This window comes from Actinomycetota bacterium, from assembly GCA_013152275.1.
In the GTDB taxonomy this organism is placed as follows: Bacteria; Actinomycetota; Acidimicrobiia; order Spongiisociales; family UBA4744; genus BMS3Bbin01.
The window spans coordinates 12826-31101 of the sequence record JAADGS010000020.1 but is presented as its reverse complement, the minus strand read 5'-3'; the positions used below and the strand labels follow the sequence as shown (position 1 = coordinate 31101).

Genomic DNA, 18276 nt, shown 5'->3' with positions numbered 1-18276 from the left:
CGACGAGACCCGCGAGGCGTCTCACAGCGCCACCACCTGATCGCACGCGCCGATCACGTCCCGGTCGTGCGACGCGATGATCACCGTCGCCACCGTCTGCCAGAGGCGGTGCACTTCGACTGGATGGGATTTGTGCGCGACGTTCCGGGAGTGCCGGACACAAACCAAGTGACGACATCAGGAGGAGGAGTGTTAGGAGGAGCCTCGACCGAGCCGATGTGGCATGAGACTCGAAGCCGTTGCGAGGCGATCCGAGGGCGCACGCAGGTGGGAACCGAAGGCACGGACTCGGAAGACACATCTGAGAGGACGCGTCCGGTCGCACTGGCGGCTTCGACACCCTTGGTGGTCCCGGTCGACAGGCCCGAGGCGAGGCACCGGTGGGAGTCCGGGAACCCAAAGCCCCGCTTCCGCGAACATATGGATGGGAGAGCCACAACGACCGCACCCAATTCGCAGAGGAGGAAGATGCTCGCAAACGCAGAGATGGTCGAGATGAGCGTCAAGATTGAGGTACGCCGTTGGAGCGTTGCACGAAAGGAGTGCCCTGTGAGCCCGGCAGGAAGGGGCGTAGGCCAGGCGGCCGCGAGAGAGGGCCGTTGAAAGAGCGGGCGGATAGCTGCTCGTTGAGTCGGACTCGAAGGGTTCCAAAGACGAAGCGAGGAAGTGAGGAGGACCCAAGTTATGACAACTTCTAGGAATGCCCGGGTCACCGTCAAGCGCGCCTTGGTAGGTGTACTTGCTGTGGTGCTCGTCATGGGCTCAGGCCTGACGGCAGGCGCTGGAGCTGCCGGGCAGCAGCACTACGAGACTCTGTTCTCGATCCCGATCGGGGACGCCGGGGTCTCCTACGAGTTGGGTGGTGCCGGACAGCAGAGCTGGGGGCCGACCGCCATGGCGGTTGGCGAGGACGGGAACGTCTGGGTCGCCGATACAGTCGCGAATCGGGTTCTCCGCTACTCGTCAGCAGGTGTGCTGCTGGACACAATCGACATGCCTGCCACCGTGGTCGGCATCGGTGACCTGGAGGTACGCGGCGGGGAGCTTTTCGTCCTCGACATCGCGGCAGGGATCCCGAAGGTGCTTCGGGTTGATATCTCGACCGGGTCTGTCGCTGGTACGTACGATGTTCCCAAGGTGTATTCGCTTCCCTCAGGTTTGAGCGGGATCGCGCTCGGCGAACGGGGCGAGGTTGTTCTTGAGCTTGCTGGCGGGACAACCCTGGTTCAGCTGACCGACGCCGACGGTCGGCTCGGTGCGAATGAGATCGACGGCTACGAGATCGACGGCCGTCACCTCCGAGTTGCCGGCTTCGAGGTTACCGTTCGCGAAGGCGCCACCGACAGGTTGGTCGACGTCCCTCACGTGGCTAAGTGGGGAGGCGCCGTTCTCCTCAGCGCGGGCACGGACAGGTTCGATCTCGTCGTGGAGGAGGCCGGCCTCGTCAAGGGTGACTTTGTGGTCGACCAGTTGGTCCGGCGTTTCGGGTGGGATGGTGCCCCGCTCGGTGTTGCTCGTGTTCCGCTGAATGAGCGTCTGTTCTTCATCCCGAACGGTGTTGCCACCGGACCAGACGGTGCGATCCTGGCGCTGGTGCCACGATCTGACCGGTTGGATGTCGTCAGACTAAGGCTGACCCACGATATCGAACCGATCCTGTCGGAGCAGAGCCGCGCGTTGACAGATTCCGACACCGTTGGTACCGAGTCTGCTCTGGCCGGCTGTCGCTCGCGTCAGTCTATGGCCGACACGTTCCACCCATACTGGAACAACTACAAGTACTTGAGTGACACCAACATCAATGGATCGTGCACCGGACGGACCACGCCCCGCTACCTATCCACGCCCCGCTACTACGAGTCGGTGTCATACGACTGGGGCGGCTGGGACACAGTCAGTGGCTTCAACGGATACATGAGTCCGGGGACCAGGCAAGCCGGTGACATTACCAGCGGCGGCAGCTACTCGTGCTCTCGGGGGGTAGACTGCTCCGGGCTGGTAAGCAGGGTATGGGGACTGTCCCACAAGTACGGCACATCGAACCTGGCCGATGTCAGCGTGCCGGTCACCGGGGAACTCAAGGCGTGGGACATCTTCCTCAAGTCGGGTCACACCGCCCTCTTCGTGATGTGGTACGGAAGCGGCATGTATATCGGTGAGTCGACAACGGCAAACAGGTACGACCGCGTTGTTTATCGATATGTGCCGACCAGTTGGGGAGACCCCTACGACGTGTACAGATACGAGAACGTGTGCCCATGACCGGAAACGTGCGGAGATGGCCTATGCTCGCGGATCGGGCGGTGACGGGAGCGACTGCCGCCACCGCCACGTCGCTCGTCGTCGATTCAAGAGGTAGGAGACGCACCTTGATGTGGGAGACCCGATCGTGAAAGCTGTTGCGCTTGTTGGTGCGTTGGCTCTCGTGTTGGCATCCTGCGGGTCTGTCGACACTGCGGCCAGGACCACAACGGTGGATCACGCGACCACTTCCACGACTCAGCGCACCACGACGAGCGCCACGACCAACAGCGCCACGACCGCCTCCAATTCGACCACCACTGAGCCGTTCGCAGGCCCGTACGACGCGATCGTGTACATGCTTCACGACTCGGGTGGCAGCCCGACGCGGACCGGACCATTCCTGGCCCCGGTGTCACGAAACGAGGCCAGCCTCGAGGACACGGTGCTGGCCCTGCTGAACGGGCTCACACCCAGCGAGATCGACCTGGGGATCACCACCGCAATACCGCAAGGCACGGATCTCAACGACGTGGAGGTGACCGACGGTGTCGCCACCGTGGACCTGTCGTCTGTATTCGACGGCGGCGGGGGCACCGTCTCGATGAGAGCGCGACTGGCGCAGCTGGTGTACACCGTCACCGGCTACGATCCGGAGATCACCGGTGTTCGTTTGGAGCTCGACGGTACCCCGGTGGAGGTGTCCGCCGGCGAGGGGCCGTTGGAGCACGTCCCCATGACCCCGGAGAGTTTCGAGGATCTCTTGCCCGGAATCCTCATCGAGTCGCCCGCGTTCGACGATTGGGCTCCTCCCCCGGTGACCATCACCGGGATCGCCACCGCCGCCGAAGGCGTATTCCAACTCGAGATACTCGACTCGGATGGCAACATGGTGGCCGCAGTGCCCGTGCAGATCGGCAAGGGGCCAGGATGGCGCCGTTTCAGCGTCACCTTCGAAGCTTCCGACCTGCCCCCCATGCCGGCTACCTTGCAGATTCGCGTCTACGAGCCGTCGGCTAAGGACGGGAGTGTCATCTATGAGCGGATCCAACCCTTCGGATACCGCATGAACCCGTGACACAGAACCCATCGCCCGAACGCATGACACCTGTCTCCAGCCGCTCAGAGCCGTCTCAGTAGGACGACGCCATACCGATCCTGGAGGAGGCAGTCCGGCTCGGTTCTGGAAACGACCCCCTTGGTGATCGACCGTGCACGGTGCCGAGACGATCCGGCATGAGCCGGAACGACGCACATGTCACCAGTCGCGGGTGTCCATTCGAACCGTTCCCATGCGACCGAGATTCCGCGCCAAGTGCTACCAGCCCGCCAGGCCGTGGCAGTGTTTGTACTTGAGCCCGGAGCCGCAGGGGAAGGGTACGCCGCCCTTCTCTCCGAACCCCGTCATCCACAACATTCAGGTATAGCTCCCAACAACTCATCAACCACCTCAGAGATGAACCGGGCCGTATGGTCCTGCGGGAGCCAATCATCCAGGGACGGCGGCAAGAGAAACGACTGGCCCGGGTCGTAACGACGGAACCCCTGACCTCCCCGCCGCAACCCTCACTATCGAAGGCTCACCCTCGCGATCCACCTCAAAAAGCGCCTCACCACCACAGTTGTCTCCCATACCCGCATTCTCGTCGAACCCAACCAAAAACGCGAGAACCCACACCACCCCCCGAGACAACACCGTCAGCGATCAGCCAGCCGATGAGATCACCTCACCAGCAGATACTGACCCACGCTCCTAGAGTCTCCCGGGGACGATGTCCGTGCGTGGACCGGCAGGCGTGCATGTCACCAACAAGGCCGGAGGGCGAACGCACGCCGTCGCGCGCCGAGGACCGAAGACGTGGCAGCAGGCACCCTCGGCCGCCAGAACGATGCGACGGCTGGAGATCGAGGCGTCGGGACGGCGCACTCGAGCCGTCGGCCGGGTGAGAAACGAGGACATCGCCCGTCTCCGGCTATCCTTCCCGGCTCGTCTACCCGCGAGCCACGGTATCGACATGACACGATCCTTGTTCGAGAAAGTTTGGAACCAACACATCGTCCGCTCGGCCCCGGGTGAGCCCGATCTGCTCTTCGTAGACTTCCAGCTGCTCCACGAAGTCACCTCCCCGCAGGCCTTCGACGGCCTTCGCCTGGCAGGTCGTACGGTACGCAGACCCGACCTGAGCCTGGCCACCATCGACCACGGGGTCCCGACCGTCCATCGCGAACTGGGCATTCGCGACCCTCTCTCCAAGCGGCAAATCGAAACGTTGATCACCAACTGCCAAGAGTTCGGAATCACGTTGTTCGGGCTGGACGACCCACGCCAGGGCATCGTTCACGTGATCGGGCCCGAACAGGGCGTTACGCAGCCTGGCATGGTGATCGTCTGTGGCGACTCCCACACGGCCACCCACGGTGCCTTCGGCGCTCTCGCCTTCGGCATCGGCACGTCGGAAGTCGAACATGTGCTCGCCACACAAACCCTCCCTCAAGTCAAGCCACGATCGATGGCGATCACCGTCGACGGCTCATTGCCCTACGGGGTGACCGCCAAGGACATCATCCTGGGCATCATCTCCCGGATCGGCGTCGACGGCGGCATCGGACATGTCATCGAGTTTCGAGGTGAGGCGATCAAGAGTCTCTCGATGGAGGGCAGGATGACGGTCTGCAACATGTCTATCGAGGCCGGAGCCCGAGCAGGGATGATTGCCCCCGACGACACCACGTTCACGTACCTGGAAGGACGCCCCCAGGCACCCACCGGGCCCGCCTGGGAGCAGGCCCTCGACTACTGGCGTTCACTCCCCGGGGACCCCGAAGTGGTGTTCGACACCGAGGTGGCCATCTCGGCTTCCGAACTCGAGCCATACGTGTCGTGGGGCACGAACCCGGCACACACCCTTCCGGTGCAGAGCACGGTGCCCTCCCCGGACGCTGCGATCGACCCGGACGAACAGGAGTCGATCCGTCGGGCGCTTGCATACATGGGCCTCGAGCCCGGAACCCCTCTCACCGACATTCACATCGACCGGGTCTTCATCGGATCGTGTACCAACGCACGGATGGAAGACCTGCGCGACGTGGCGCGCCTCGTCGACGGTCGGAAGGTGCATGCAGACGTGTCGGCGATGATCGTGCCGGGCTCCGGGCTGGTGAAGCTCCAGGCAGAGGACGAGGGTCTCGATCGCGTGTTCAAAGCCGCCGGGTTCGAGTGGCGGGATGCCGGCTGTTCGATGTGCCTCGGGATGAATCCCGACACCCTCTCCCCCGGTGAACGCTGCGCATCCACGTCGAACCGCAACTTCGAGGGACGCCAGGGACGAGGAGGACGAACCCACCTGGTCAGCCCGGCGATGGCCGCCGCTGCCGCCATCGAAGGTCATTTCGTCGACATCCGAACCTGGGAGGGCACGTGATGGAACCGATCGACCGCATCGTCGGCACGATGCTGCCACTGCCACGGGTCAACGTCGACACCGACCAGATCATGCCGAAGGAGTTCTTGAAGAGAGTGGAGCGCACCGGCTACGGAGAGTTCCTCTTCCATGACTGGCGGCGCAGACCGGACGGTGAGCTCGACCCCGAGTTCGTCATCAACCGTCCAGAGTATCGAGACGCCCGCATCTTGCTGACAGGGGCGAATTTCGGATCCGGCTCGTCGCGCGAGCACGCACCCTGGGGACTGATGGACTGGGGTTTCCAGGCGATCGTGGCACCTTCCTTTGCCGACATCTTCTACAACAACTGCACCAAGATCGGTCTGCTCCCTGTCCAACTCTCCGAGGACGAGACACACCGGCTGATAGACCTTGCCGAGGCCGACCCCTCGCTCGAGGCGACGATCGACCTCGCCGGTCAGACGATCGGCGTCGCAACGCCCCACGAACAGGGATCGTTCAAGGCACACTTCGAGATCGACCCGTTCATCAAATACCGCCTCCTGAACGGTCTCGACGATATCGACATCACGCTGCGCCACAGCAGCGATATCGATGCGTTCGAGCACGGCCGACCCGCATTCATGCCCCGTCTGTGACCAGCCGCCTCCGGGTTCGCGGCCTCTTCGACGTCGGGGCCCCCCGGTCGTGGTGCGTCAGCCGGTGACGGCGCCCTGTTCGGCAGAACCCACCAGCTTTGCATACTTGGCCAGTGCCCCGGAGGGATACCGAGGCGCATGGGGCTTCCAGAGCACCCGCCGCCGGGCCAGCGTTTCCTCATCCACCAGAAGATCGAGTGTGCGACCGGGAAGGTCGACCCGGATACGGTCGTTTTCCTCGACCAGCGCCAGCGGCCCACCCACCTCGGATTCGGGAGCAACATGCCCGACACACAGCCCGGTCGTGCCACCGGAGAAACGACCATCGGTGATGAGGAGCACATCCTTGCCCAACCCTGCACCTTTGATCCCCGCCGTGATCTGCAACATCTCGCGCATCCCGGGCCCTCCCTTGGGCCCTTCGGTGCGGATGACGACAACGTCTCCGTGCAGAATCCGATGTTTGAACAGGGCATCGAGGGCCCCCTGCTCTCCATCGAACACCCGGGCAGGGCCTTCGAACGAATCGAGTTCCACTCCGGCGACCTTGACGACCGCTCCACCGGGGGCGAGCGAGCCGCGCAACACGGCGATGCCCCCTTCGGCGGCCAACGGACGATCCACCGGAGCCAGCACGTCCTGGCCGTCTGGAACCTCGACACCGGCCAGGTTCTCGGCCATGGTCGCACCGGTCACGGTCAAAACGTCACCCTCCAGCAGCCCGGCGTCGAGCAGCACCTTGAGAACCACCGGCACCCCGCCGATCCGGTCCAGGTCGACCATGTGGTAACGCCCAAAGGGTTTGAGATCGCCGATGTGGGGTGTCCGGCGCGAGATACGATCGAAGTCCTCGAGCGTCAGGTCGACTCCGGCCTCATGGGCGATGGCCAGCAGGTGGAGTACGGCGTTGGTGGAACCACCCAAGGCCATCACGGTGGTGATGGCGTTTTCGAACGCCGGTCGGGTCATGATCTGTCGAGGTCGGATGTCCGCCTCGAGCAGCGCCATCACCGCCTTGCCCGAAGCCACGGCGAACTCGTCGAGACGTGGATCAGGGGCGGGGACCGCCGCCGAGCCGGGCAACGACATGCCGATCGCCTCACCGACCGAGGCCATCGTGTTGGCTGTGAACATTCCCGCGCAGGAGCCCTCCCCTGGGCAGGCGTGACGCTCGATGTCGAGCAGTTCCTCTTTGGTGAGGGTCCCTTCCGAAAACGCGCCGATCCCCTCGAACACGTCGACGATCGAGATGTCCTTTCCCCGCCAGCGTCCCGGCAGGCTCGACCCTCCGTAGAGGAAGACGCTCGGCAGGTTGGTTCGGGCGGCCGCCATCAGCATCCCGGGAAGCGACTTGTCGCAGCCGGCGATGGTGACCATGCCGTCGAAACGTTCGGCGTGCATGACCAGCTCGACCGAGTCGGCGATCACTTCCCGGGACACGAGGGAGGCACGCATCCCCTCGTGGCCCATGGCGATCCCGTCGGACACGGCGATGGTGGCGAACACCAGGCCGACTCCTCCCCGGTCGCGCACACCCTCCTTGGCGCGCTTGGAGAGGCGTGGCCCGCTGAGATTGCACGGCGTAACCTCGTTTCCGGCCGACACCAACCCGATCTGCGGCTTGGTGAAGTCCTCATCGGTGAGGCCGACCGCCCGGAGCATGGCCCGGGCGCCTGCCTTGGAGGAACCCTCGGTGACGTCTTGGGAGTGGATCTTGCGTGCCATGGCGGAGATCATACGCGTCGAAGTCACAGCGGGCGACATGAGGTCTGTGGTTGACAATGTCGACACCGACGCGTATGTTCCTTACGGCAATGAATCACAACTACATTCTCGTACTTATGTAACGCACACGCCCCAAGCCCGGTGTGTGCGTTCCCCAACCCTCCCGCAACGGAGGGTTTCTTGCACCCCGACCACCCTGGCGCCCTGCCCGCCCAGTCACTGAAAGGGCCGAACCTTGACCAAGAGAACCGGAGCCGAAGTCCTTATCACCTCCCTCGAGTCGGAAGGTGTAGACATTGTGTTCGGCGTCCCCGGCGGTGCGATCCTCCCCGCCTACGACCCGCTCTACGACAGCCCGATCCGCCACATCCTCGCCCGCCACGAGCAGGGTGCCGGCCACATGGCCGAGGGTTACGCCTGGGCCACCGGCAAGGTCGGGGTATGCATCGCCACTTCGGGCCCGGGTGCCACGAACCTGGTCACACCGCTCGCCGACGCCCTGATCGACTCGGTTCCGCTGGTCGCGATCACTGGTCAGGTCGCCACCCGCTCGGTGGGCAACGATGCCTTCCAGGAGGCCTACACGGTCGGTATCACGATGTCCGCCACCAAGCACAACTACTTTGTGACCAACCCGGACGATATCGCCGACGCGGTCCATGAGGCGTTCCACATCGCGGCCACCGGACGGCCGGGCCCGGTCCTGATCGACATCCCCAAAGATGTGCTGGCCGGTCTGACCACAAACCACACGCCTCAGGAGATACACCTGCCGGGCTACAAGCCAAAATCGGAAGGGCACTACCGCAAGGCGAAGGAAGCCGTGTCGCTGATCGCTTCGGCCACGCGCCCGGTGCTGTACGTCGGCGGCGGGATCATCAAGGCAGGCGCCCACGAGGAGGTGCGCCGGCTGGCCGAGGCGGCCAACCTTCCGGTCGTGACGACCCTGATGGGGCGTGGCGCCTTCCCGGACCACCATCCGCTCGCCCTCGGGATGTCGGGCATGCACGGAACCTACACGGCGACCACCGCCATTCAGAAAGCCGACCTGTTGATCGCGATCGGTGTCAGGTTCGACGATCGTGTCACCGGCGACCCGGCTTCGTTCGCTCCCCACGCCAAGGTGATCCACGCAGATATCGATCCTGCCGAGATCGGCAAGGTTCGCAAGGCGGACGTCCCGATCGTCGGAGACGCCCGGCGGGTGCTGGGTCAGCTGCTCGACGAATGGGGCGACCGAGAGGTCCCCGATCGGACATCCTGGTTGACGGTCCTGGACGGCTGGCGACGCGAGTACCCGCTGCACTACGACCAGCAGCCGGACGGACCGATCAAGCCCCAGTACGTGATCGAGGAGCTCTACCGGTTGACCGGAGGCGATGCCATCCTGGTCTCGGGAGTCGGACAGCACCAGATGTGGGCATCCCAGTTCTGGAAGTTCGACGAGCCGCGCCGGTGGATCAACTCGGGAGGGCTGGGCACCATGGGGTTTGCGGTTCCGGCCGCCGTCGGCGCCAAAGCAGGCATGCCCGACGAACTCGTGTATGCCATCGACGGCGACGGCTGCTTCCAAATGACGCTTCAGGAACTGATCACCGCCGCCACGGAGCAGATCCCCGTGAAGATCGCCATCATGAACAACGGCGCCCACGGGATGGTGAAACAGTGGCAGGAGCTCTTCTACTCCGGGCGTTTCTCGGCCACTCTGCTCGGCGACAAGGTCGACTACGTCCAGCTGGTGGAGGGGATGGGCTGTGTGGGGCTGCGTGCCCAAACACCCGAGGAAGTCGCCCCGGTCATCGAGAAGTCGCTGGCGATCGACGATCGGCCGGTGGTGGTCGAGTTCGTCGTCGATCCGGACGAAATGGTGTTCCCGATGGTGCGTGCCGGAGGGACGAACGACGAGGTGATGATCGGTCCGGACACGATCGTCAAGCAAGACCCGAACGGTATCCCGAGATTGGACATGCAACCGTGAGCAATTCCATGCAGATACAACACACGTTGTCGGTGCTGGTCGAGGATCGGCCAGGAGTGTTGGCGCGGGTATCGCTGTTGCTGGCCCGCCGCGGGTTCAACATCCACTCGCTGGCCGTCGGACCCGCCAGAGACGATGGCACGGCGCTCATGACGATCGTTGTCGAAGCTCCGGAACTGGAACAGGTGAAGAAGCAGCTGCACAAGCTGATCAACGTGGTGAAGATCGCAGAACTGGACCCTGAGCAGTCCCTCGAGCGCGAGATCATGATCGTGCGCGTCAGCGCTCCTTCCAGCCGCCGAGGCGAGGTATTGGAGGTGGCTGCGATCTTCAAGGCGATAGCCGTCGATGTCGGCCCCGCGACGATCGCCTTTCAGGTCACGGGTGATTCGACCAAGCTCAGAGACTTCCTGAACCTGGTCCGCCCCTACGGAATCACCGACCTCGTAACATCCGGACGGATAGCGATGGCCCGAGAAGTGAAGAACAACAGCGCAAGCTTGCGCGCGATCGGCTGAGAGGGAACATGGCCACCATCTACTACGACAAAGACAGCGACCCGTCGATCATCAGGGGCCGAAAGGTGGCGGTGATCGGCTACGGAAGCCAGGGGCACGCCCATGCGCTGAACCTGCACGAAGCCGGCGTCGATGTCGTCGTCGGCCTCCGCCCCGACTCGAGCAGCCGGGCGCAGGCCGAAGAAGCCGGGCTGCAGGTAATGAACGTCCCTGACGCCGCCGCCTGGGCGGACGTCGTCATGCTGCTGGTGCCCGATCAGTTGATGGCCGACCTGTACGCCGCCGAGGTGGCGCCCTATCTGAAACCGGGCGACGCCCTGATGTTCGCGCACGGTTTCAACATCCACTTCGGGTTCATCCATCCCCCCGAAGAGGTCGACGTGGTGATGGTGGCGCCCAAGAGCCCAGGACATCTGGTTCGCCGCACCTACACGGAGAGTTCGGGCGTCCCCTGCCTCCTGGCCGTTCACCAGGATGCCACCGGAGGCGCCCACGATCTGGGCCTCTCGTACGCCTGGGGAATCGGCGGGACCAGGGCCGGGGTTCTGGAGACGACCTTCAAGGAGGAGACGGAGACAGACCTGTTTGGAGAGCAGGTGATTCTGTGCGGGGGCGTCTCGTCCCTGATCAAGGCGTCGTTCGAAACTCTGGTCGAGGCCGGGTATCAACCCGAATCCGCCTACTTCGAGACCCTCCACGAACTCAAGTTGATCGTCGATCTTCTCTTCGAGGGCGGCCTCTCGTGGATGCGATACAGCGTTTCCGACACCGCGGAGTATGGGGACTACACGCGTGGCCCTCGCATCGTCACCGACCAGACGAGAGCGGCGATGAAGGACGTGCTGGAAGAGATCCAGTCGGGCGCCTTCGCCAAAGAGTGGATGTCCCAGGCCCGGGCCGGAGCCCCGTTCCTCCTGGAGCGTCGTGTCCAGGATCGCGACCACCTCATCGAGCAGGTGGGACGCAGCCTTCGCCAGATGATGCCCTTCCTCGACCCCAAGCAGCCTCCGGAGTGAACGTGCAGGGCGCTGAAACGGCTCGACTCCCCCGTTGGAGGCTTCTCGTGCTTCCCAGGCCGGGCAGCCTCATCGGCTGACCCGGCCCCTCCGGTAGGCAGGCCACCGCCTGCCGACGTCCCGCGCCGGAAGTCACCGGCAACGAGAGAGCCAAGGAGTTTGCCATGTCCGACCGTTTGATCCTCTTCGACACCACCCTGCGTGACGGGGAACAGGCACCAGGGATCGCCCTTTCCCCAGATGAGAAAGTAGCCATCGCCCAGCAGCTCGCGAAGCTGCGCATCGACGTGATCGAGGCCGGCTTCGCAGCGTCCTCCCCTGGCGACTTCGAAGCCGTCTCCCGTATCGCCGAGAGCGTACGGGGACCGGTCATCGCCAGCCTGGCGCGGGCTCACCCGGACGACATCGACCAGGCCTGGGATGCGCTCCGTGGCGCCGACCAGGCCCGCATCCACGTCTTCATGTCCACCTCGCAGGTACACATGGAGAAGATGCTGCGCATGACGCCCGACGAGGTGCTCGCCGCGTCGGCCGAGGGTGTGGAGAGAGCCCGGAGCTACTGTGATGACGTCGAGTTCAGCCCACAAGATGCCACCCGAACCGACCCCGACTTCCTGATCGCCGTGTGCAAGGCAGCGGTCGCAGCAGGCGCAACCACCATCAACATTCCCGACACCGTCGGCTATGCGCTGCCCACCGATTTTGCGGAGCTCATCCGCCGGGTGTACGCGGAAGTCCGAGACGACCACGACGACGTGATCATCTCGGTCCATTGCCACAACGACCTGGGGCTGGCCGTGGCCAACTCGCTGGCGGCGATCTCCGCCGGAGCCCGCCAGATCGAAGGGGCCATCAACGGCATAGGCGAACGTGCAGGCAACACCTCGATCGAAGAGGTGATCATGGCGGTGCGGACCCGATCCGACCGCTTCAACGTCACGGTCGGAGCCGACAGCACCCAGATCTTCGAGACCTCCCGGCTGGTCTCGCGACTCACCGGCTACCCGGTCCAGTACAACAAGGCGGTCGTGGGACGCAACGCCTTCGCACACGAGGCGGGCATCCACCAGCACGGCGTCCTGCGGGACCGTCTCACCTACGAGATCATGGACGCCGCCTCCGTCGGCCAGGAGGGCGGCCAGATCATCCTGGGGAAGCACTCGGGGAGGGCCGGCTTCGCCGACACGCTCACCAAGATGGGGATCACTCTGGAGGACGAGGCGTTCGGCAAGGCGTTCGAGCGGTTCAAGCAACTCGCCGACCGCAAGATCCACATCACCGAGGACGAGATCCGGGCGATCATCGAGGATGAGGTCCACCAGCCGATGCAGTCCACGAAGCTTGTCGGGCTCCACGTAGCCGGAGGCAACGAGGTCACACCTCGGGCAGTGGTGCGGTTGAAGATGAACGGAGCCGAGAAAGAGTTCACCGGCGAGGGGGACGGCATGGTGCACGCGGCTTTCGCCGCGATTCGCCAGGCGTTCGATCTCGATGCGACGCTCGTCGACTACCGCGTCGTCCCTGTGACCTCCGGGGCGGACGCCATGGCAGAGGTGAATGTCGTGGTCAGGGTCGGGGACGGTGCCTACTCGGGACGAAGTGTCTCCACCGACGTGGTCGAAGGCTCCGCGGAGGCGTTCGTATCGGCACTCGACAAGGCATCCTGGCAGGTTTGAGCATCGGTACACTCGTTCATCCCTGCGTGGAAGGTACAGCATGGCCAAACATCGAATCGCGGTGATCGGAGGCGACGGGATCGGACCTGAGGTCACCGCCGAGGCACTGAAAGTCCTCTCGGTGGCGGCGGAACGATTCTCGTTCGCCGTCGAGACCACCGAGTACGACCTGGGAAGCGCCCTCTACCGTGCGACAGGAGAGGTCCTCCCCGACTCGATCGAGGCGGAGCTCGACGACCACGACGCCATCCTGCTGGGCGCGGTCGGTAGCCCCGATGTTCCTCCCGGCGTGCTCGAGAGGGGCCTGCTGCTACGACTCCGATTCGACTTCGACCTGTACATCAACCTGCGTCCCGTGAAGCTGTATCCGGGGGTTCCTTCACCGATCGCCGACCTGACTCCGGACCGCTGCGACCTCGTGGTGGTCAGGGAGAACACCGAAGGGCTCTATGTGGGTGCGGGAGGGACGCTGCGAAGGGGAACCTCCGGCGAGGTGGCAACCCAAGAGTCGATCAACACTCGCCGGGGTGTCGAACGGGTGGTCCGCTACGCGTTCTCCGAGGCGGAGCGACGCGAGGGAAGACTGACGTTGTGTCACAAAACCAATGTCCTCGTCTACGCCGGCGACCTGTGGACCAGAACGGCGGAGGAGGTTTCGGCAGACTTCCCGGAGGTGACGCTCGACTACGTCCACGTCGATGCCATGTGCCTCTACCTGGTGACGGAGCCGGAGCGGTTCGACGTGGTCGTGACCGACAACCTGTTCGGTGACATCATCACCGACCTGGGGGCCGCCGTCCAGGGTGGGATGGGATTGGCTGCCAGCGGCAATCTCAACCCTCCCGGCGATCACCCGTCGATGTTCGAACCGGTTCATGGCTCGGCGCCGGACATCGCCGGGAGAGGTTGGGCGAACCCGGTCGCATCGGTCCTCTCGGCCGCCATGTGCCTGGCATCCTTGGGTGAGACCGATGCCGCCCGTGCGGTCGAATCGGCGGCGAGTACGGTCCTGTCCGAGCTTGGGTCGATGAGCGGACCCGAGATGGGCGCCACGACGGCACAGATCGGCGACCGTATCGCGGCGAGGGTGGCGACCGACTGAGTGCGGTCGATCGGTCGGCTGCCATCCCGTATCGACGAGTTCGGGTTGCCCCGAGATGACAGGGCAGAGGAGTCTTCGCCGCACGTCGCTTCGCAAACTGTGCAGTCCGGGTGTCAAGGTCGCCCCGTCGCTGTAGGTAAACCGAAGGTGCCCTGAGGGGCGACGGTCGATCCTCCAGTCGCCCTCCTGGATGAGACGATGCCGTGATCGCAGAGCGTCGCCAGGTTGTCGAGCGTCGTGGGCCCGCCGTTCGCCGACTGGATGAGATGACGAACCTATGTCCGGCTGGTGCGCCCGCATCCGGGCCACCGGCAACCCTGGTCACGCCCTTCGACCTGACGGCGGGGCCGGACCGGAACGAGCTGGGATGCACGGCCGATGCCGATGGAACCGTCGCACCGGCGCCCGTGTCTGTGCCACGCGGAGCCCGGCGGCGCGTTCGACCGGATCGATCTCGCTCTCCGGGGTCCCCACCTTGGTGAGCGCTCCCACCTGCTCAAACGCAAGCTCTGTCTCGGTGAGAGCTACAGACGTCACATGAGGGTCTTCGAGTGCACGAGCGACCCACGCGAGCTCCAATCCGGCAACGAACGACACCCCGGCAGACTCGGCCGACCAGGCGGTCATCGCCATGGCACCTTCTTCGGGCGCGTTCATGTCGTTGCGCAGAGGTGCGGACCAACGCGGCTTCCCTGCGGGCTCCGGTGCCGTTGCCATCATCCGAATGCAAGAAACCCACCGCCACTCGCCGGCCTGGGCGTGGCCTGGAATAGAAGGCTCGAACGCAGAGTGCCCGGATCTTCAGGGACGAGCCCTCCCATGAGACTCTTGCCTGCCGAGGCGATGATTCGGAATCCAAACCCTTGGATCGTGAGGTCGGAGAGGAGTGACCCCCCGCGTAGTGAGGAGGACCACGCCAACCCACAAGGGCGTATCCACAGGAACATCCATCCCGCACCCCAGTCCCATCCCCACATCGGGATGGACTCGTTTCTTGGACAGCTTTCTCGACTCGCCACCCGCGATATACTGGTATTCTATAGTTTTATAGAACGGTGAAGGAGTGTGGTTCACGTGCTGAAGACGGGCAGAGCGGTCAAGGACGGTCTCTATGAGCAGTTTGCTCGCATCGGCAAGGCGGTTGCCAATTCGAAACGCATCGAGCTGCTCGATCTTCTCTGTCAGGGTGAGAGAAGCGTCGAGGTTCTGGCGAAGGCAGCGGCGATGGGTGTGACGAACACTTCTGCCCACCTGAGAGTGCTTCGCGAAGCCCGGCTGGTCGAGACTCGCAGGGAGGGAACGAGGGTCTTCTATCGCTTGGCCGACGAGACGGTGTGCGGCTTTTTCTTCTCGCTTCGTGACCTGGCCAGGGATCGTTACGCGGAAGTGGACCAGGTGATGCGCGACTACTTCGAGGCTCGGGACGAACTCGACCCTGTGGGAAAGGAGGAGTTGCTCTCCCGCGCCGACGACGGCGATGTGATCGTGCTGGATGTTCGCCCTGGTGAGGAGTACGAGGCGGGCCATATTCCCGGAGCGATCTCAGTGCCGCTCAACGAACTCGAGCGGAGGCTGGCGAGTCTGCCTCGGGACGCCGAGATCGTCGCCTACTGCCGGGGACCGTATTGCGTTCTTGCTCCCCAGGCTCTGGAGCTGTTGCATCGTCACGGATTCCGGGCGCGGCGTCTCGAGGAGGGGCTCCCCGAGTGGCGCCAAGCGGGACTGCCAGTGGCCGTGGGAAAGGAACCGCAAGGATGAACGTCCTGTTCATTCTCAACGACCCGCCCTACGGGACCGAGCGCAGCTACAACGGGCTACGCCTTGCCGGATCGATCGCCAGGCGAGAAGGCGAACATGTGCAGGTTTTCCTCCTCGGCGACGGCGCAGCCTGTGCGAAAGCCGGGCAAAAGGTGCCCCAGGGCTACTACAACCTCGAACGCATGCTCCGATCGGTGACCCGCCGGGGCGGCGCGGTCGGCGTGTGTGGAACATGCATGGATGCCCGGGGCATCAGCGCCGAAGAGCTCGCCGACGGATGTCACCGCGGCACGCTGGACGAGTTGACCGACTGGACCTTGCACGCCGATCGTGTCCTTGTCTTCTGACATGGCCGGCCAGGGTGAGACGTGTTCGACGAACCGACGGGAAACGCAATGAGCGATGCCAAGACCACCGTGATTCTGGGTGGTGGAATAGGCGGAGTGGTAGCGGCGACATCGCTGCGTAAGGAGTTGCCTGAACAGCATCGAGTGATCATCGTCGACCGCGAACGCGACCACCTGTTCGCTCCATCCTTGTTGTGGCTCATGACCGGACAACGCACCGTTCGCGAAATAGGTCGTCCCCTCGAGCGGCTCGCCAGGAAAGGCATCGAGGTCGCACACGGTGAGATCGAGCGGATCGAACCTGAAGAGCGCCGCGTACACGTCGTCGACCGATCTTTGGAGGATGATCCTGTCTCGGGCAGGCCTGGCAGTGGACGCCGGGATCTGGATGCCGACTACCTCATTGTGTCACTCGGTGTCGAACTTGCCCCCGGCAGCATCCCGGGCCTGGCAGAAGCCGGGCACAACTTCTACACGCTGGCCAACGCCAAGAGCCTCCGCGACGCCCTCGAGGCCTTCGATGGTGGACGGATCATCGTCCTCACGGCGACCCCCGCCTACAAGTGCCCGGCGGCACCGTATGAAGCAGCGATGCTCATCAAGGACTATTGCCGTAAGCGAGGAATCGGTGACAAGAGCCGAGTTGACCTGTATACCGCCGAGCCCGCACCCATGGGCGTCACCGGCCCCGAAGTATCAGCAGGGGTACGCCGGATGGTTGAAGACAACGGGATCGGCTACTACCCCCGACACCAAGTCATACGGGTTGACGCTCAAGCGCGACGCATCGTGTTCGACAATGACGCACACGCAGACTTCGATCTGCTCGCCTATGTGCCACCCCACCGCGCTCCACGCGTTGTCCGTGAGGCCGGTCTTGTCGACGATTCGGGTTGGATCCCCGTGGACCGCAACACGATGGATACGCAGTTCCGCGATGTGTACGCGATTGGGGATGTGACCGTGATTCCCCTCATGATGGGAAAGCCTCTACCCATGGCAGGAGTATTCGCCGAACACCAGGCGGCAGTGGTCGCGCAGAACATCGCCAGAGAGATCACCGGAAAGGGTGAACCGGTACGGTACGACGGATACGGCGAATGCTTCATCGAGACAGGCGGCGGCAGAGCAGGTTTCGGCCGTGGCGACTTCTACACCGAACCCACCCCTCAGATCAAGCTCCACAAGGCCGGCCGCCGCTGGCACCTCGGAAAGGTGCTCTTCGAGAAGAACTGGTTCCGTCGACGGTTCTAGCCGGCACAACGAGAAGTCTGACGAGCTGAACGGCGCCTGGCTCCGGCCGCGAACGAATCGCAGGCCAGACCTCCACAGGCCTATCGAGGCAAGACCGCCCGGACAGCAATGCCACTCGACATCACCGACCGCGCCGTGACCTGACGGTCCGCACCCGGACACCGCAAGCAACGCGTCGCCTACACCGGCACCGTCGGTCCGCCTGAGTTCGGCAGATCCTGCATCACCTTTCAGGACCGCGTGACCCACCGCCCGGATGCCGTACCCCGGATGGCCCACGACATTGGTGGTCGTCTCCACATACGGCCACCGCTCACCGGTCACGACCTCGGTGGCACCGACCGCGAACCCGGGCGTTCCCACCGGGACGGTCGCACCGCCACCACCTTGCACCACCGACAAGAGCCTCCGCTCCCACAAACGCACATTCCGCAGCATGGCGGGACCCTCGCCCGTATCGATCGATCTCAGGATTACACCCCGGAGTTCACAACACGCCGCGCCCCAACGTGAAGAGCGATAGAAGCGGATTCCCGTCGTGAGCCGCCTCCTATAGCCCTCATTCTTCGCAGAATGACCGACCTCTGGGTACTCTCACCCAGAACCGGTTGGTCGGCTA

15 protein-coding genes are annotated in these 18276 nt (G+C 64.0%); 12 read left to right on the top strand and 3 right to left on the bottom strand.

All coding sequences use genetic code 11. The annotated features are described in order from the left end of the window. The first annotated feature begins 684 nt into the window (after positions 1-684). Together GXP34_02080 and GXP34_02075 are read left to right on the top strand one after the other, a co-directional pair. A complete protein-coding gene (locus tag GXP34_02080) occupies positions 685-2262 on the top strand; it encodes a hypothetical protein (protein NOY54753.1) in 1578 nt (525 codons plus the stop codon). A gap of 127 nt (positions 2263-2389) precedes the next feature. Next, positions 2390-3319 carry a spore gernimation protein gene (locus GXP34_02075; protein NOY54752.1) on the top strand — a complete coding sequence of 310 codons (930 nt, stop codon included), beginning with the start codon at positions 2390-2392 and terminating at the stop codon, positions 3317-3319. Between the two features lie 240 nt (positions 3320-3559). Here GXP34_02075 and GXP34_02070 read toward each other — a convergent pair whose 3' ends face one another. Beyond that, positions 3560-3658, bottom strand: coding sequence for a hypothetical protein (locus GXP34_02070; protein ID NOY54751.1), 99 nt, complete (start codon positions 3656-3658; stop codon positions 3560-3562). 598 nt (positions 3659-4256) lie between these two features. On the opposite strand from GXP34_02070, the gene leuC reads away from it, so the two are divergent. Continuing rightward, positions 4257-5663 carry a 3-isopropylmalate dehydratase large subunit gene (gene leuC, locus GXP34_02065; GenBank protein ID NOY54750.1) on the top strand — a complete coding sequence of 469 codons (1407 nt, stop codon included), beginning with the start codon at positions 4257-4259 and terminating at the stop codon, positions 5661-5663. Then, complete coding sequence (gene leuD / locus GXP34_02060) at positions 5663-6283, top strand: 3-isopropylmalate dehydratase small subunit (protein ID NOY54749.1); 621 nt, start codon at positions 5663-5665, stop codon at positions 6281-6283. Before leuC ends, leuD begins: the two co-directional genes overlap by 1 nt. 57 nt (positions 6284-6340) lie before the next feature. On the opposite strand, the gene ilvD is transcribed toward leuD, so the two are convergent. Beyond that, positions 6341-8008 carry a dihydroxy-acid dehydratase gene (gene ilvD, locus GXP34_02055; protein ID NOY54748.1) on the bottom strand — a complete coding sequence of 556 codons (1668 nt, stop codon included), beginning with the start codon at positions 8006-8008 and terminating at the stop codon, positions 6341-6343. Positions 8009-8243: 235 nt separating this feature from the next. Here ilvD and GXP34_02050 point away from each other — a divergent pair, with 235 nt between their 5' ends. The 5 genes from GXP34_02050 (at position 8244) to GXP34_02030 (ending at position 14298) form a co-directional block, all read left to right on the top strand. Continuing rightward, positions 8244-9986, top strand: a complete 1743-nt coding sequence (locus tag GXP34_02050) for an acetolactate synthase large subunit (protein NOY54747.1) — start codon at positions 8244-8246, stop codon at positions 9984-9986. 8 nt (positions 9987-9994) lie between these two features. Further along, positions 9995-10504 (top strand): acetolactate synthase small subunit, encoded by a 510-nt coding sequence (gene ilvN, locus GXP34_02045; GenBank protein ID NOY54746.1) that lies wholly within the window; start codon positions 9995-9997, stop codon positions 10502-10504. An 8-nt stretch (positions 10505-10512) separates the two neighbouring features. Beyond that, complete coding sequence (gene ilvC, locus GXP34_02040) at positions 10513-11520, top strand: ketol-acid reductoisomerase (GenBank protein NOY54745.1); 1008 nt, start codon at positions 10513-10515, stop codon at positions 11518-11520. 164 nt (positions 11521-11684) lie between these two features. After that, complete coding sequence (locus tag GXP34_02035; GenBank protein NOY54744.1) at positions 11685-13196, top strand: 2-isopropylmalate synthase; 1512 nt, start codon at positions 11685-11687, stop codon at positions 13194-13196. Positions 13197-13236: 40 nt separating this feature from the next. After that, positions 13237-14298, top strand: coding sequence for a 3-isopropylmalate dehydrogenase (locus GXP34_02030; GenBank protein NOY54743.1), 1062 nt, complete (start codon positions 13237-13239; stop codon positions 14296-14298). A gap of 321 nt (positions 14299-14619) precedes the next feature. Here GXP34_02030 and GXP34_02025 read toward each other — a convergent pair whose 3' ends face one another. Next, a complete protein-coding gene (locus tag GXP34_02025; protein NOY54742.1) occupies positions 14620-14925 on the bottom strand; it encodes a hypothetical protein in 306 nt (101 codons plus the stop codon). A 450-nt stretch (positions 14926-15375) separates the two neighbouring features. On the opposite strand from GXP34_02025, the gene GXP34_02020 reads away from it, so the two are divergent. Genes GXP34_02020 through GXP34_02010 form a run of 3 tightly spaced genes read left to right on the top strand, consistent with a single transcriptional unit; the run spans position 15376 to position 17657 of the window. Further along, positions 15376-16056 carry a metalloregulator ArsR/SmtB family transcription factor gene (locus GXP34_02020; GenBank protein NOY54741.1) on the top strand — a complete coding sequence of 227 codons (681 nt, stop codon included), beginning with the start codon at positions 15376-15378 and terminating at the stop codon, positions 16054-16056. Continuing rightward, positions 16053-16403, top strand: a complete 351-nt coding sequence (locus GXP34_02015; protein ID NOY54740.1) for a hypothetical protein — start codon at positions 16053-16055, stop codon at positions 16401-16403. The genes GXP34_02020 and GXP34_02015 overlap by 4 nt, the downstream gene beginning before the upstream one ends. 48 nt (positions 16404-16451) lie before the next feature. Next, positions 16452-17657 (top strand): NAD(P)/FAD-dependent oxidoreductase, encoded by a 1206-nt coding sequence (locus GXP34_02010; GenBank protein ID NOY54739.1) that lies wholly within the window; start codon positions 16452-16454, stop codon positions 17655-17657. The last annotated feature ends 619 nt before the right edge of the window (positions 17658-18276 follow it).